The following is a 15,023-nucleotide window of genomic DNA, read 5'->3' as shown; positions in this document are numbered from 1 at the left end:
GCCTCCGTAGTTAGGATCCGAGGAATCCCCTGCGGGACGCACACAAACCCGAAATTTTTGCAGTTCCTTCTGGTAAAGGCACTGCCGTAGAGTCAAAATTACCATCCATCATGCTTGACGTGGACTCTGCCGTCCCGGGGCATGGTTGCGAAATGGCAACACCTCCGCCGGAGTCGATGCCTCGAGGCGGTCGGCACAGGGGTCCGCTTCGTCGTGGCAGCTTCCCAAAAGCACATACCATGAACCATCGGGCAGTTCGTTTCCACTGCGGTCCGACACTTGCGCGCACACCATGATTTTTGAGGATTCTTGTTTTGACCACCACCATTCACCCAGGTGATTCCCTGTCCCGTCGGCAAAAGCTGATCTATGTTTTGGTGTTGGGCCTATTGACGGCGCTGGGTCCTTTCACTGTCGATTTGTACCTGCCGGCATTCCCCATCATCAGCGAGGAACTGGGCGTCAGTGCAACCGCCGTCCAGCTGACCCTGACCGCCACCACCATAGGCTTTGCTGCCGGGCAGCTGGTGGTGGGCCCGTTCAGCGACAAATTTGGGCGCAGGATCCCCTTGATTCTGGCCACCGCAGTGCATGTGGGCGCCTCCATTGGCGCCGCCATGTCCACGGACATCACCATGCTCGGCATGTTCCGTGTATTGCAAGGCATCGGAGCTGCCGGCGGGGCCGTCGTGGCGATGGCCATGATCCGCGACCTCTTCGGCGGGTACCAGCTGGTCAAGATGCTCTCCCGCATGGCACTTGTGAACGGCATGGCCCCAATCCTGGCCCCCGTGATCGGTTCCCAGCTGCTGGGCATCGTGGACTGGCCGGGAATCTTCTGGTTCCTGGCCGCCTACGGTGCCATGGTGGTGGTCGCCGCCTCCGTATTCATCGTCGAGACCTTGCCGGCGGAGAAAAGAAAGTTCGACGGCGTGCGCGTCGCCGACAGGTACAGGGCGGTGTTCAGCGACAGGATCTTCGTGGGCACCATCTTGGTGGGCGGACTGAACTTTGCAGCCTTGTTCACTTATCTCTCCGCATCCACGTTCCTGTTTCAAACCACGTTCAACTTCACTCCGCAGCAGTACGGTTATTTGTTCGCCGTGAATTCCCTCGGCATCGTGTCGGGGGTGCAAGTCGCCTCGCGCCTCATGCGCCGCATCGGACCACAGTGGGTCCTCGTCTGGGCCACGATTGCCCAGGTGGCCGCGGCGCTGGTCATGGTGGTCTTTGACCAACTCGGCTTTGGCCTGTGGGGAGTCATTGTCCCGCTCTGGTTCTTCATCTGTGCCACAGGCTTCATGTTCCCTTCCGTGCAGGTCCAGGCGCTGACCCGCCACGGGAAGCAGGCGGGCACCGCCGCCTCGCTGATGGGTGCCACCAACTTTGCCTTTGCCGGGCTCATCACCCCCGTTGTGGGCTTTATCGGGGTGGCCACGGCAACGCCCATGGCGTTGATCATGGGCACCTGCATCCTGCTGGCCATGGCCGTGCTGTGGTTCGTTGTCCGGCCCAATACGGTGCCCGCCTTCTAACTGTCCCGCCGGACTGCCACCGGGGCAGCCAGAAGTGGTCAGCACAGCTTCTCGCTGCCGGCCATGGCATGCTCTGCAGCGAATGGATCGAGGTTTGGCTCCGGGCCTAAATTCATTGTGCACACCGATAACCGAGGCTTAACGCTGATCTCCCAATCCATGCGTGGTGCCCCCACCTAGCAGATGCAAGCGGGGCACCAGCATCGAGTTACAGGCGGCGGGAATGGCCCGGCTCGCGATGTCTTCTACTTCCTCGGATGCGCGACGCTGCTGGTCGTGACAATCCTCCTGCTGCGGTCTTCGATCCATACTCGGGCCACAGCGGCTTGAGGTCTGTCGAGCGCCATTCTTCTCATGGCGGTCCCCTCCAACTGCGGGCAGGTGGGTCTGGTGTTCTCGCTACTGTCGTTGGCGCCGTGGCTGGTCTTCGCCATCCTGGCATGGCGGTGCCTGCAGCACCTCGTTCGATCGGTGGAGCCGGCGGCGACCACAGCAATGACCGACGACGCCTGAGGTGTGGCCCGGCATGCCCCGCAAGCCGGTCCACCCCGGACCAATCCGCATCTGAGCTGCGCCATTGTCGCGTTGGATTTTGGTCTGTCTCGCCTGCGCCGTCCGGCGGCCTAACCGAAAACGGTGGCGTGCTGTGGAAAACTGGAGCCATGATGCTGCCAACACCGAACACGGCCCGACGGCGGTTGGCCACCGCAGCCACGGCTGGTGTCGCCGTTTACGTCCTCGTGGACGTCACGCTCCAGTTCATGCCACCGCACTACAGCGTGATCAGCGATGCCGAAAGCAACCTCGCCGTTGGCCAGTTCGGGTGGATCATGAACTTGAATTTTCTTGGCCGGACCATCACCACCTTCTGCGCTGTCGCCGCCATCAATCGGGTCGGTTGGCCCTCCAGCCTGCGGCGGACCGGAACGGTTCTGATGTCTGTAGGGGGACTTAGCTCGGCCGTCCTCGCCTTTTTCCCGACCGACGTTGGTCCGGGACCGGCGACGACGGTTGGCACCGTGCATCTCGTTGTGGCCGGTTCGGGATTCCTCGCTGCGCTGGCCGGTATTCTTGTGCTGACCCGCTGGATACGCCTCAATACGGAACTGGCGAAAGCCTTCCCAGCGGCACTCAGCCTTGCGGCAATTGCTGCCTTCGGGCTCGCATCCCTGGGGTTGACCACCGCGCTTAAGCCGAATCTTCTGGGTCTCGCCGAGCGGGTTTGCCTCGCCGGCGTTCTTGGCTGGGCGATGGCGGTGTGTACGGCCATCAGGGGATTGGACCGGCGGCGGTAACCGATCCCTCCACTCAGCCCGCCAGCCGTGCGCCTGGCACCTCGCTGAGGCGCGCCATGCCCACCTGCGGGCCGCCGTCCAGCACAGCTGCCAGTGCGCCAAAGTTCTACATCGCCGCCACAATCCTTCGGGCCCGGCTGCCCAGCTATTCGCCTACAGTGTTGCTTGGGCAACTTGGTCCGGACTGCAGTTCTTCGATCGGTTGAGCAGAATTGGCACCGGCGCTATCACGAACATTCTTTTGGACAGCAACAACCGCAAACAAACTCAGAATGAATCCCAGTCCGAAGAAGCCCTTCTCGCTGAGGAGCAAGTCGGCGTTCCACAACCCAATAATCACAAGCGCCACAGCGAGCACGGTACAGAACCATGCCAGCCCGTAATAAATGGCGGTCACCGGAATACCTTCGCTACGGTCACGAACACTCTTTTGCAGTGAAATCACAGCAAACAAGCCAAACATCAACGTAACAAAGTAGTAGCCCTTTTCGTTCAGCGCCATTTCGGCATTGAACAATCCGATGAAATAGGAACCCAGACCAATGATGAGAGCCACCCACGACGCCCCAATAAATGCCGGTGTTGGACGATATGGCGCACCGATATTCGTCTATAAATTCATGGATTTTCACTCACTTTGCTTGGTTGTGGCGGTCGTATACAAGGGGTAGCAGCCATTTTGTGGGTAAAGAACCGCGATTTTGACCATTCTATATGCGGGTCGTTCGCTTAGCTGCGACGTGGGTGACAGTGAGTCTCAGTCTGCCGGCCGAACGCCGTCGAACCTTGCCGAAAGCGCATAACGCGCAAAGGACGGCGTCGCCGATGGGGCGCGCCTCCACTAGCTGGAGCTCGTCCGCCAAGCCTGCTGCCAGGAACTGCGCGTGGATCTTTTCCCCGCCCTCGACCATGAGCCGCCGCACTCCCCTGGAGTACAAGTCTTCGCTGGGCCGGGCCATGCCAATCTGCGGGCCGCCGTCGACCACCGTCGCCACGGCGCCAACCGCACACGGGCCTCTTCCATGCAGCGGCTGGGGCAGTACACAAGCTTGCCCGCCACGCCCGTTGTGAAGAATTCCGCAGACGGGTCCAGCCGGGTCATCCCCGGGGAACGAGCCGGCCTGGAACCGTCCCCAAAATCCCCCGGCCCATCGCTTCCGGTATGCCGCCAACCTCTGTGGCAATCGCAAGCATCCCGCGGGCAAGCGCTTCGGTGCCCACCATGCCGAATGTTTCACTCCGGGAGGCGAGCACCAGCACGTCGGCCGTTGCATAGCGGACGGACAGTTCCGCAGTCTCAAGTGCGCCGGGGAAATTCACACGGTCCGCAATCCCGCCCCAGCCGCCCGTTGGCGCAGCTCACGGTTGAAGGTGGAATCGAGGTCCAGGGCACCTGCACACGTGCATCGCCACTCACAGTCTGTGGCTTGCAGCAATGTGTTGACCAACGTTCCATGCCCCTTAGCCATGCTGACGGACGCAACGCACAGCAGTTCGCCGCCGTCCGCTGTTCCCGAGCCGGCCGTGACGCGTCCCTTGCAATCATCGCCGCCGATCCGATGGTGTTTGACCAGAATTCTTCCCGGGACTGGCAGGAGGGCATGCTACCGAGCCCGGGCGCACCGGTGTGGCCCATGAGTGCTTTTCGGGACCAGATTCTGACGGCCTACAGCACTGATGACGGTACCAGTGGTCGCCCGCAGTGAGTGCCGCACGTCGGTTTGACTGCCAAGCATCTGCAGTTGTTCTTGACCTTCTCTTCCTTCGATCAACAATAGGTACTATGCTTATGGAATACTACCTATAGCGGAGGTTGACATCATGGATACTCGCCCAGCCGGGATCAGCAAGATCCCAAACAAGCAACTACTCCGGTACACGCTGGTCATCGCCGGCGGAGTACTGGTTGTGCAGCTCTACATTGCGTTGATCGCCCACAACAGCGTCGATGTTTGGTCCATGCTGCTGCTCAGTCTCGTCGCGTTGTACATGGCGTGGTTTCTGTGGTGGCAGCGTCGTGCACTGCGCCAACGTGCCTATGCAGGCTACCTGCTGCATGTCCTGACCTACCTCATTGTCAACGGCAGCTATTGGTTGCACGCAGGCCTTTTGTTCGCCAGCGGCAATGGCAACCTGGTCGATGCCGCGTGGCAGAGTGCACTCTTTGGAATGTCGCTGATTTGGGGTGCCGGGTTGCTGCTTCACACACTGGGTACCCTGCTGTCGAAGGGCTACGAAGATGTCAATGCCTGAGCTGACGTCCTATGAGGCAGTCGTTGCGACCTCGTGGAAAGAGACCTGCAAGAAGGCGGCACTCATGACATTGATCCTACTCACTTTGCACGACGAGCCGGCATGGAGCTCACAGATCACGGCTTCCATCGCCGACCTAACCAACGGCAACCTCGAGTTTGACCAGCAAAGCGTGCACCGGGCACTGCGGCGGCTGGAAGAGCACAACCTGCTGATTCACAAACAGGAGCCGGCGCCGGGGACCGGGGCGAAGCGCAAAGTCTATGAACTGACCCAAAGTGGCGAGCGCGTTCTTCGCGAGCACCTCACCACCACGATGAGCTACACCCGCCACCCGACGTTCCAAAGACTCAGCACAATGAGCGACTGATACAGCAGGCGGTGTGCTGTGGCAGGGAAGGGGGCCCGGGTCACGTCCGGGAACCCACGGTTGATTAGACGAAAGAACCCCCGCACTCGCGCTGAGTGCGGGGGTTCTGCATGCAAGCTCCCCCACCTGGACTTGAACCAGGAACCTTTCGATTAACAGTCGAACGCTCTGCCAATTGAGCTATAGGGGAATGAAGCACTTGAATACTAACAGAAATTCACAGTTTTATTCAAAACAGGTCATTTATGCGCACGAGCAAAATAATTGTCCCCGGTCCCGCATTGAGACCGGAGACAATTTTTGCTTTGGCTCCCCCACCTGGACTTGAACCAGGAACCTTTCGATTAACAGTCGAACGCTCTGCCAATTGAGCTATAGGGGATCGTGCAGGAACAACAATAACAAAGCCTTGGCCCGTTGTGAAATCGAGCCCAAGTGGGTACCCTATCCGTCTCCGCGCAACTGCCTCCGGGCGGTTTCCAGCTCCATCAACTCGCGCTGCAGAAGCTGGTAACTCTGCGGATCGACGGTCGGGTCCATGCGTTGCAGGGCCCCCAGCCGCTCTTCCTTCAACCGGGTGATCTGCAGCTCAAAAAGCCGGCGCAAAATGTCGCGGCAATAGCGCGTGAGGGTGGCCTCGCCTGTCGCAGGCAGCGGGCTGAGCGCCAACTCTGCAACGAGCGACTCCAGCTCATCCGGCCCATTGGCGCGCACTGCCTCCAGCCACTTGGACGAGGCCGCTTGGGACTCCCCCGCCAACGTGATGGCGTGATGTATGGCCTTGTACGCCGGAACCACAAATTCCGTTGCGGCAAAGTGTTGCCAGTTTCCCGCCGTCAACAGCCCCGGATGCTGCAGAACAACTTCCAGGGCTTCACGCTCCATGCGCGTCAGCGGATCACGCGGATCCGGTCGCACGAATGCCGGCTGGGCCGGTTCTGCCTCCGAGGCCGGGTTCGCACCCTGTGCGCCTCGCTGACCGCCTTGCTGACCGCGTTGCTGACCGCCTTGGCCAAAGTCCCGGCGTTGCTGCCCGGCGTCGCCACGCGCCGCGGCCTGTCCCGGCGCCTTGCTCCCATGCTGAGTGTTGGCCCCTTGCTGGGTGTGCACCCGGCGTTCGGCACCCTTGACGGCACGCAGCACCTCGTTGGGGTCGGCCATGCCCAGCCATCCGGCCAGCTCCTGGCTGTATCCCATCCGGGTGGAGCCGTCTCGGATGGCGGCCACCACGGGGGCCGAGGCGCGCAGGCCGCTCACTCTGCCTTCAACAGTGCTCAAGTCGAACTTGGCCAGGGTGGAACGAATGGCAAATTCGAACAAGGGCCGGCGGGAGCGGATCAGCCCGTGGACCGCTTCGTCGCCCTTGCGCTGGCGCAATTCGCACGGATCGGCTCCGGAAGGCTCCACGGCCACATACGTCTGGGCCACGAAGCGCTGGTCCTCGTCGAAGGCCTTCAGCGCCGCTTTCTGGCCTGCGGCGTCGCCGTCGAAGGTAAAGACCACTTCCCCGCCCGTGCCGTCGTCGGAGAGCAGGCGCCTGGCGACCTTGATGTGCTCGGCACCAAACGCCGTGCCGCACGTGGCCACCGCCGTGTCCACTCCGGCCAGGTGGCAGGCCATGACATCGGTGTACCCCTCCACCACAACGAGCTGCCGCTTGGAGGCAATGCTGCGCTTGGCCAGATCGATCCCATACAGCACCTGGGATTTTTTGTAGAGCGTGGTTTCCGGGGTGTTGAGGTACTTGGGCCCTTGGTCGTCTTCAAAAAGCTTGCGGGCGCCAAAGCCCACCGTGTCCCCCGCAATGTCGCGAATGGGCCACATCAAGCGGCCCCGAAAGCGGTCGTAAATGCCGCGCTGGCCTTCGGAAAACATGCCCGTGAGCTTGAGTTCCTCGGTGCTGAAGCCCTTGCCTGAAAGGTGTTTGAGGAGGGCGTCCCAGCCCTGTGGCGCAAATCCCACGCCAAAACGTTCGGCTGCCTCGCGGTCGAAGCCGCGTTCGGCCAGGAATTGACGCCCTGCGGTTGCAGGCGGTGTCAGCAGTTGTGCGCGGTAGAACTCTCCGGCGATCTTGTGCGCGTCGAGCAATCGCTGACGGCGCCCGATTTCCTCGCGACGGGGACCGGTGCCGCCATCCTCGTAGTGCAGTTCGAAGCTGAGCCGGCCTGCCAGTTTTTCCACTGCCTCGGAAAAGGGAATGTGATCCATCTTTTGGATGAAGGATATGACATCGCCGCTTTCCTGGCAGCCAAAGCAATGGAAATATCCCATTTGCGGGCGCACGTGGAATGACGGGCTGCGCTCGTCATGAAAGGGACACAACCCCTTGTACGAGCCGATTCCGGCGGACTTCAGTGTGACGTAGGCGTCAACAATTTCCTTGAGGTCGGTGCGCGTACGCACCTCGTCAATGTCTTCACGTTTAATCAAGCCAGCCACAGGGCAAGTTTACGTGACCGCAGGCGTCCCCGTGGCCCACCCCGACGCCCTGTGGACAATGCGCACAGCCGAGCCGCGCCCGCGCTGTGCACTCGCCTACATCAGCGTGCGTTCGGTACCCACCAGCCGTTCGTGCAGCGCAAGTGCCGATACATCGGTGAGCGAGGCGATCTGGTCGATGACCACCCGAAGCCGGGCATCGTCGTCGTCCGCGTCCCGCCAATCGGCGGCGAACATGGTCTCCAGATGGGCGTCGCCGGTGGCGTTGAGCACGGCCACCAGCTCGCTGAGCACGTCCTGCTGGCGCTGGTAGATGGGTTGGCGGTGGTCGGTGGTCATGACGAACGTGGTGGCCAGGCCCTTCATGACGGCGATTTCCAGGTTGGTTTCCCGGGGCACGACGACGCCCGCCGCGTACCGCGTGAGCCGTCCCGTTCCGTAGATGGACTGGGTGGCGGCGACGGCGCTCTGGCAAAAACGGCCGATCAGCTGGCTGGTCATGTCCTTCAACGCGGCCATGGAGGCCCGGCTGCCGTCGGCATGGCGGACCCACACGCCGGTGGCCTCCAGTCGCTGCAGTGCGGCATCGATTTCGGCGGTGTCCGCCGCGGGCAGGTACCACTGCTGTGTGTAGCCCAGCACGCGGTTTCGCTGGTCCTGATTGGCGAGCCACTTGAGCTGCACGTGGCCGGCCACAATGGCGTCTTCCACATCGTGGACCGAGTAGGAGATGTCGTCGGCCAAGTCCATGACCTGAGCCTCAATGCAGGTCTTGCCGGCCGGGGCCATCCTGCGCAGCCACTCAAATACGGGCAGATCATCGGAGTAGGCGCCGAACTTGCTGGTGCGGCGGCCGTCGATCAGCGGTGCGTCCGGAGCCAGCCACGGGTACTTCGACGAGGCGTCAAGGGAGGCGCGGGTCAGGTTCAGCCCGGCCGAGCCGCCCGTTGGGGTGAGCACCTTGGATTCAAGACGGGTCAGCAGGCGCAACGTTTGGGCGTTGCCTTCAAAGCCGCCAATGGTGTGTGAAAGGTCGTTGAGCACCGATTCGCCGTTGTGGCCAAAGGGCGGGTGGCCGAGATCGTGGGCCAGGCAGGCGGTGTCGACCACATCGGGGTCGCAACCGAGCGTGCGCCCAAGTTCGCGGCCGATCTGCGCCACTTCCAGGCTGTGGGTGAGCCGGGTGCGCACAAAGTCGTCGGTGTCCGGTGCCACGACCTGGGTTTTCGCCCCCAGCCGGCGTAATGCCGAGGAGTGCAGAACCCGGGCCCGATCGCGTTCGAACACTGTGCGGAAGCTCGTCTTGGGCGCTTCCTGCACCCACCGCTCTTGGTCGTGGGGCAGATACACGGGCTGCAATTCGCTGGACATAACCCCAGCTTAGGGCCAACGCCGCACCGGCCGGGCATCTTGCGCACAGGCCCGGGCAGCCTTGTGGGCGGCAAGACGGTAAATGCCCCTGTTTGACGGATTCGCCGGGGTTTGTTCCATGGCATTTCCGTCAAACTGCGGCATTTATGGACGGCCCGGCTGCTGCCTGGTGCAAGTCACGCGTTTATCTCCGAATTCATACGCAGAACCCATGGCCAGTTCGGCGCCGAAGCACCTACACGCAGAACTCGAGACGAGTCCTGCGAATAAGGTCAGGACCACACCCCCGCCGCCTCAATGAGCGGTCAATCGCGAGCGGCTGGGTGGGCCCACAGCAGCGAGGGACCCGTTACGAGCTTGCGAGTGCTGGGAGCTGCCGGGGATTACCCTCCGGAGACGTCCAGTTCGGCGCCGGCGATTTCCACTTTTTGCGAGCCGCTGATGGTGCGCTCGTCCAGCCATCCGGCAGGAAGGGCGGTTCGCTTGGGTGTGCCGGCACGGCCGCGGGGGCCTTCGGCGTCGGCGCCGGGGTACGGGGAGTCCATGTCGAGTTGGTCCAGCAAGCCGCGCAGCACCTCGAGGGTGGGCACTGCGGCGAGTTGGGCGCGCAGATCCCCGCCCACCACGTAGCCCTTGAAGTACCAGGCCATGTGCTTGCGGATGTCGCGCAGGGCCTTGTTTTCGTCGTCGAACGTGTCAACCAGCAGCTCGGCGTGGCGGTAGACGGCGGCGGCAATCTCGGCCAGGCCGGGCTTGTGGCGGGCGTCGCTGCCTTCGAACGCGGCCATGAGGTCGCCAAAGAGCCACGGGCGGCCTTGGCAGCCGCGGCCCACCACCACGCCGTCAACTCCGGTCTGGCGTACCATGGCGATGGCGTCCTCGGCGCTCCAAATGTCGCCATTGCCCAGCACGGGGATGTCGGGCAGGGCCTCGCGGAGACGGGCAATGGCGTCCCAGTCCGCCTTGCCCGAGTAGAACTGGCTGGCCGTGCGGCCGTGCAGCGCGACGGCGGCGACTCCGGCATCACGGGCAATCCTGCCCGCCTCCAGATAAGTCAGGTGGTCGTCGTCGATGCCTTTGCGCATCTTGATGGTCAGCGGCAGCCCGCCTTTGGACGCTTCCCGCACAGCCGTTTGCACGATGGATGTGAAGAGGTCGATCTTCCAGGGCAGCGCAGCACCGCCGCCGCGGCGAGTCACCTTGGCCACGGGGCAGCCGAAGTTCAAGTCGATATGGTCGGCGTGATCTTCCTCCACCAGCATCCGCACCGCCTTGCCCACGGTTTCAGGGTCGACGCCGTACAGCTGCACCGAGCGAATCTTCTCGTCTTCGTCGTGGCTGATCAGGCGCATGGATTCCGGCGTGCGCTCCACGAGGGCGCGGGAGGTGACCATTTCGGAGACGAAAACGCCGCCGCCGTGCTCGCGGCACAGCCTGCGGAACGCCGTGTTCGTGATTCCGGCCATGGGGGCCAGCACAACGGGGGTGTCCACCGTGATGTTGCCAATCTGCAAGGGCGGCAGGTCGATTTTGGTGTCGCTGGAGGGGAGGTCTGTAACAGTCACCTGACAATTCTCTCAAACCTGTCCAAATTAAGCGCCAGGAGCTTTTCACCCGCCCTGGCGACTGCCCAGCCAACCGGCCGGGAGCCGGCCCACGTCACAGTCACCCGTGGACAAGGTCGCGGCCGCATTTCTCGCTCCAAGGTTCGGGATGTCCCGATCAATTTGCTAAACTGACCAGTCAGTACAAAGATAGGAACCTGACAGTCCCCCGCAGCACACGGCGGCCGGACCACCGATCCGCAAGATCCCGTCCCGGAGCTGCTCCGCGGAGATCAACCACCAAAGGAACCACTGTGCAGATTCATGCCAACAACCTTGCGCTGTCAGCAGGGCGCGGCCCCGTATCCGGCCCACTCACCTTCAGCCTCGACAGCGGACTTTCCGTTCTTCGCGGCGATGCAGGCAGCGGGCGCACCTCGCTGCTGCTCACCTTGGCCGGCCGGATGAGGCACCAGGACGGCACGCTGCTGGTGGCAGGGCTTGAACTCCCCCGCCAGCTCCGCGCCGTGCAAAAGCTCAGCGCCGTGGCGGGCTTCTCCGGCATTGACGGCCTGGAGGAGTCCGTCACCGTCGGCGCCACGCTCCGTGAACGGCTCGCCTGGCTCTCACCGTGGTGGTCCATGGTGCACAAGCTCGACGACGGCGACGTTGCGGACATCTGCGGCACGGTCTTTGGCGATCAGCCCCTCCCGACTGCCGGCACGCTCATCTGGGACCTTGACGAGACGGAAAAGTTCCTGCTGCGTATTGCCTGGGCCATGATGGGCAGCCCCAAGGTCCTGTTCGTCGACGACATCGAGCAAATTCGCAACAGCGGCTCCCGCGCCATCATTTGGGAACGGCTGGCCGCCGTGGCCGCCAAACGCACGGATGTGGTGGTGGCGGCGTCCTCCCTCGATTCAGCCTTGTGGGATGAGCGTGGCATCAATCCCCTCGTCGTCGATATCAGCGCCGAAGCTGCCGGCCCCCCTTCCGACACCCCCGACGCGGACGCAACGGACGCAACGGACGCAACGGACGCAACGGACGCAACGGACGCAACGGACGCAACGGACGCAACGGACGCAACGGACGCCGACGACACCACACCCCTGCACGAACTCATCAAGGAGAGCGTCTAAATGTTTGCCTTTTTATCCCCCGGCACGGAACTGAGCCGGTTCAAGCGCGGCAAACTGCCCAAGATCGCCGTGGCCGTGATGCTGTTCATCCCACTGATCTACGGCGCCCTGTACCTGTGGGCGTTCCAGGCCCCCGACAAGCACATGGACTCCCTGCCGGTGGCCCTCGTCAATGCGGACACCGGCGCCACGAACAATGGTGAGGTGGTCAACGCCGGCCAGGACCTCAGCACGAAGCTGCTGGACGGCATGGACTTGAAATGGGAGCAGACCGACGCTGCGGACGCCACATCCGGCGTCGCCGACGGCAAGTACTACTTCTCCCTCACCATCCCGGCGGACTTCTCCAAGAACGCCGTCTCGGTCGGCACGGACTCCCCTGCGCAAACCCAGCTCGACGTCGAATTCAACGACACCAACAACTTCCTCTCCAGCGTCCTGGGAAAGCAGGCCATGGCCCAGGTCCGCGACGCCGTTTCCGAGCAGCTCGGCGAGCAAACTTCCTCCGAACTGCTCGTTGGCTTGCACGACGCCGGGGACGGCCTGCGCGCCGCTGCGGACGGTTCTGCGGAGGTCACCTCGGGCATCGACACGGCCAAGGACGGTGCCGGCCAGTTGGTGGTGGGCATGAAGGACCTGGCCGCGGGCTCGCTCACGCTCAAGGACGGAGCCGTCCAGCTGTCCGACGGGGCCGCCACGCTTTCAACGGGCGTCTCCTCCCTGGCCGGCGGCGCAGCAACCCTGGACACCGGCGCTTCATCGCTGTCCACCGGGGCCAACACGCTGGCCACGGGCCTTGTCGACCTGAACGCCGGCGCCACCGCGCTGGCCAACGGCAGCTCCACCCTGTCCACGGGAAGCCAGGATCTGGCCACCTCGCTGGGCAACGCCGTCCCCGATGCGCAGAAGCTCGACAAGGGTGCCGTCTCGGTATCCACCGGGGCCGGATCGCTGTCGGCGAGCGCAGCCAAGCTCTCGGGTTCGGCGGCCACGCTGGCCGGCAGTGCCGACACCCTCTCTTCGGGGGCCGCCCAAACCTCGGCCGACCTGGCAACGCTCATAGCCACGGCCGAGAACCTGCCCCCGGAAACACCTGCCAGCGCTTTGTTGGACAGTTTGAAGAAGCTCCAAGCCGAGGGCGTGCAGCCCTTGGCCGCGGGTGCCGGGCAGCTGGCAGCGGGCGCCAACTCGCTGTCGACCGACGGCACCACTCCCTTGGCTGCAGGAGCCTCCCAGCTTGCCGACGGGGTCGGCGAAGTTTCCACCGGCGTGACCACGCTGTCCTCGGGCGTCACCGCCGCCGCAACCGGCGCGGACCAGCTGGCGAAGGGTGCCGAGGCACTGAATTCCGGTGCCGCCGCACTGGCGAAGGGCTCCCAAGGTGCCGTGGCCGGCTCGGCGAACCTGGCTGCCGGCGCCGAGAAGGTCTCCGGCGGTGCCAGCGCACTGTCTTCCGGTGCCACCACGGCCCGGGACGGCGCCGCTGCACTGGCCGCCGGGGCCGGCACGCTCAGCGACGGCACCTCCGATCTGGCCACCGGCACCGGCACCTTGTTGGATGGCGGCACCGCGCTCGCCGACGGGGCCGACAAGCTCTCGGCGGGCAGCCACCAGCTCACCACCAAGTTGCACGACGGCGGCCAAACAGTCCCGAACGACTCCGCCGAACTGCTCGAACAAAAGTCGCAGGTGCTGGCGAACCCGGTTGCCGTCGACGCGCAGTGGGCGAATGAGTCGGGCAGCTTTGGCGAGGGCTTTGCCCCGTTCTTCATTGCCTTGGCCACTTTTGTGGGCGCCTTGATTTCCTGGCTGCTGCTGCGCGCCCTTCCCACCCGTGCCCTGGCCGCCGGGGCCAACGGCCTGCGCAGTGTCTTGACAGGCCTGTTGCCGGCCCTTGCCATCGGCTTGGGACAGGTGGTCATCATGGTGGCCGTGCTGTTGTGGGGCCTTGACATGAACCCCGTCTACCCGGTGGCCATGGCTGCCTTCATTTACCTCACCACCGTGGCGTTCCTGGCGCTGCAGCAAATGCTCATCATTGTGTTCGGCACCGCAGCAGGACGCGTGGCCAGCTTGGTGCTGCTGATGCTGATGCTGAGCTCTTCGGGCGGCACGTATCCGGTGGAAACCACTCCCGGCTTCTTCCAGGCGCTGCACCCGTTCATGCCTGCCAGCTATGTGGTGAGTGGACTTAGGGAGCTGATGACTGGTGGAATAGACTCCCGGTTGTGGGTCTCGGTGGCTTTCCTGGCACTCTTGGCCCTGGGCTCGGTGGCTATCAGCGCCTTCGCGGCGGGACGCCAGCGCGTGTTCTCCATCAAGCGCCTGCATCCCGAACTGGAGATGTAGCCAACAGCGCAACCCCCCGCCTCCCGCCGTCGTCCATGACTTTCCCCCAAGCAAAGGAATTCCCGTGCCCCGCATCTCCGCCACCAAACAGGCCATTTTGGCCGCCGCGCTGGAGCTTGGTGCCTCGCACGGGATTTCCGGGACCACCATGGATGAGGTGGCGGAGCGGGCGCGGGTGGCCAAGGGCAGCGTGTATTACAACTTTGCGTCCAAGGACAAGCTGTTTGAGGAGCTGCTGACCACGGGGGTTGGTTCGTTGTCGGATACGCTGCGTGCCGCACGGGAGTCGGCGGCCGGGTTTGCTGCGATCGAGGCGATGGTCACCGACATGCTGACGTTGATTGCGGAGAACCGGGCGCTGGCCAAAATGATGGCGGCGGAGATTTTCCGCACTGACAGGGCCTGGCAAAACACCACGTCGGGACTGCGCCGCGAGGCCGTGGCGGAGATCGGCACGGCTTTGCTGCCGCTGGTTCCGGCGGGCACCTCCGAGAGCAGCCGGCTGCTGATGGCCGGCGGCATTTTCGGGGCCACGCTCATGGGCGGGCTGGAATGGCTGCTGTTCACCCCGGACACGCCGGTGACGGAGGTCGCAGCAGCAATCCTGTTCACATTCTCCGGTGGCCTGGCAAAGGGAGCCACCCCCTAGCATTCGCCCCGCCCTTCCCTACCGACGCTCCTGCAGTTTCGGGGGTGAACCACCCATCGCTCCAGCAGTTTCGGGG

At 63.5% G+C, this 15,023-nt stretch carries 14 protein-coding genes and 2 tRNA genes; 8 read left to right on the top strand and 8 right to left on the bottom strand.

What is annotated here, in order from left to right:
- The first annotated feature begins 314 nt into the window (after window positions 1-314).
- The 3 genes from QMG25_RS13590 (at window position 315) to QMG25_RS13580 (ending at window position 2,830) form a co-directional block, all read left to right on the top strand.
- The gene (locus tag QMG25_RS13590) at window positions 315-1,535 is read left to right on the top strand and encodes a multidrug effflux MFS transporter (protein WP_283461071.1); all 1,221 of its coding nucleotides are present in this window, start codon (window positions 315-317) and stop codon (window positions 1,533-1,535) included.
- A 354-nt stretch (window positions 1,536-1,889) separates the two neighbouring features.
- On the top strand, window positions 1,890-2,048 hold the full coding sequence (locus QMG25_RS13585; RefSeq protein WP_283461069.1) for a hypothetical protein: 159 nt from the start codon (window positions 1,890-1,892) through the stop codon (window positions 2,046-2,048).
- A 149-nt stretch (window positions 2,049-2,197) separates the two neighbouring features.
- Complete coding sequence (locus tag QMG25_RS13580; RefSeq protein WP_283461067.1) at window positions 2,198-2,830, top strand: DUF998 domain-containing protein; 633 nt, start codon at window positions 2,198-2,200, stop codon at window positions 2,828-2,830.
- Between the two features lie 145 nt (window positions 2,831-2,975).
- On the opposite strand, the gene yiaA is transcribed toward QMG25_RS13580, so the two are convergent.
- The 3 genes from yiaA to QMG25_RS13565 all read right to left on the bottom strand — a co-directional run bounded on the left by yiaA (window position 2,976) and on the right by QMG25_RS13565 (window position 4,162).
- Entirely contained in the window at window positions 2,976-3,434 is a 459-nt protein-coding gene (gene yiaA / locus QMG25_RS13575; RefSeq protein WP_283461111.1) for an inner membrane protein YiaA, read from the bottom strand.
- A gap of 106 nt (window positions 3,435-3,540) precedes the next feature.
- Window positions 3,541-3,825, bottom strand: coding sequence for a dihydrofolate reductase family protein (locus QMG25_RS13570; protein WP_283461065.1), 285 nt, complete (start codon window positions 3,823-3,825; stop codon window positions 3,541-3,543).
- A 103-nt stretch (window positions 3,826-3,928) separates the two neighbouring features.
- Window positions 3,929-4,162 carry a glycosyltransferase gene (locus QMG25_RS13565; protein WP_283461109.1) on the bottom strand — a complete coding sequence of 78 codons (234 nt, stop codon included), beginning with the start codon at window positions 4,160-4,162 and terminating at the stop codon, window positions 3,929-3,931.
- Window positions 4,163-4,651: 489 nt separating this feature from the next.
- Between QMG25_RS13565 and QMG25_RS13560 the strand changes: the two genes are divergently transcribed.
- Both QMG25_RS13560 and QMG25_RS13555 read left to right on the top strand, forming a co-directional pair.
- Complete coding sequence (locus QMG25_RS13560; protein ID WP_283461063.1) at window positions 4,652-5,083, top strand: hypothetical protein; 432 nt, start codon at window positions 4,652-4,654, stop codon at window positions 5,081-5,083.
- Window positions 5,076-5,453, top strand: a complete 378-nt coding sequence (locus QMG25_RS13555; protein WP_283461061.1) for a PadR family transcriptional regulator — start codon at window positions 5,076-5,078, stop codon at window positions 5,451-5,453. The genes QMG25_RS13560 and QMG25_RS13555 overlap by 8 nt, the downstream gene beginning before the upstream one ends.
- Before the next feature lie 117 nt (window positions 5,454-5,570).
- On the opposite strand, the gene QMG25_RS13550 is transcribed toward QMG25_RS13555, so the two are convergent.
- The 5 genes from QMG25_RS13550 to dusB all read right to left on the bottom strand — a co-directional run bounded on the left by QMG25_RS13550 (window position 5,571) and on the right by dusB (window position 10,828).
- Window positions 5,571-5,643: transfer RNA gene (locus tag QMG25_RS13550), tRNA-Asn, on the bottom strand.
- 116 nt (window positions 5,644-5,759) lie between these two features.
- Window positions 5,760-5,835 (bottom strand) — tRNA-Asn (locus tag QMG25_RS13545).
- Window positions 5,836-5,897: 62 nt separating this feature from the next.
- A complete protein-coding gene (gene dnaG / locus QMG25_RS13540; protein WP_283461059.1) occupies window positions 5,898-7,892 on the bottom strand; it encodes a DNA primase in 1,995 nt (664 codons plus the stop codon).
- 96 nt (window positions 7,893-7,988) lie between these two features.
- Window positions 7,989-9,263 (bottom strand): deoxyguanosinetriphosphate triphosphohydrolase, encoded by a 1,275-nt coding sequence (locus tag QMG25_RS13535; protein WP_283461057.1) that lies wholly within the window; start codon window positions 9,261-9,263, stop codon window positions 7,989-7,991.
- A 383-nt stretch (window positions 9,264-9,646) separates the two neighbouring features.
- Window positions 9,647-10,828, bottom strand: a complete 1,182-nt coding sequence (gene dusB / locus QMG25_RS13530; RefSeq protein WP_283461055.1) for a tRNA dihydrouridine synthase DusB — start codon at window positions 10,826-10,828, stop codon at window positions 9,647-9,649.
- Window positions 10,829-11,121: 293 nt separating this feature from the next.
- Here dusB and QMG25_RS13525 point away from each other — a divergent pair, with 293 nt between their 5' ends.
- The 3 genes from QMG25_RS13525 (at window position 11,122) to QMG25_RS13515 (ending at window position 14,947) form a co-directional block, all read left to right on the top strand.
- Window positions 11,122-11,949 carry a P-loop NTPase family protein gene (locus QMG25_RS13525; RefSeq protein ID WP_283461053.1) on the top strand — a complete coding sequence of 276 codons (828 nt, stop codon included), beginning with the start codon at window positions 11,122-11,124 and terminating at the stop codon, window positions 11,947-11,949.
- A complete protein-coding gene (locus tag QMG25_RS13520; protein ID WP_283461051.1) occupies window positions 11,950-14,298 on the top strand; it encodes a YhgE/Pip family protein in 2,349 nt (782 codons plus the stop codon).
- 64 nt (window positions 14,299-14,362) lie between these two features.
- A complete protein-coding gene (locus tag QMG25_RS13515; protein ID WP_283461050.1) occupies window positions 14,363-14,947 on the top strand; it encodes a TetR/AcrR family transcriptional regulator in 585 nt (194 codons plus the stop codon).
- Window positions 14,948-15,023: the final 76 nt, after the last annotated feature.

Origin of the sequence: Arthrobacter sp. H35-D1 (assembly GCF_030063185.1) — a bacterium.
GTDB lineage: Bacteria > Actinomycetota > Actinomycetes > Actinomycetales > Micrococcaceae > Specibacter.
The sequence above is the reverse complement of the archived record's forward strand: the minus strand, read 5'-3'. Positions and strand labels throughout refer to the sequence as shown.

Coding starts and splice junctions, on each gene's coding strand:
- QMG25_RS13535 (WP_283461057.1), bottom strand. CDS start 9,263: ATGTCCAGCGAATTGCAGCCCGTGTATCTGCCCCACGACCAAGAGCGG.
- QMG25_RS13520 (WP_283461051.1), top strand. CDS start 11,950: ATGTTTGCCTTTTTATCCCCCGGCACGGAACTGAGCCGGTTCAAGCGC.
- QMG25_RS13555 (WP_283461061.1), top strand. CDS start 5,076: ATGCCTGAGCTGACGTCCTATGAGGCAGTCGTTGCGACCTCGTGGAAA.
- QMG25_RS13580 (WP_283461067.1), top strand. CDS start 2,198: ATGATGCTGCCAACACCGAACACGGCCCGACGGCGGTTGGCCACCGCA.
- QMG25_RS13560 (WP_283461063.1), top strand. CDS start 4,652: ATGGATACTCGCCCAGCCGGGATCAGCAAGATCCCAAACAAGCAACTA.
- QMG25_RS13585 (WP_283461069.1), top strand. CDS start 1,890: ATGGCGGTCCCCTCCAACTGCGGGCAGGTGGGTCTGGTGTTCTCGCTA.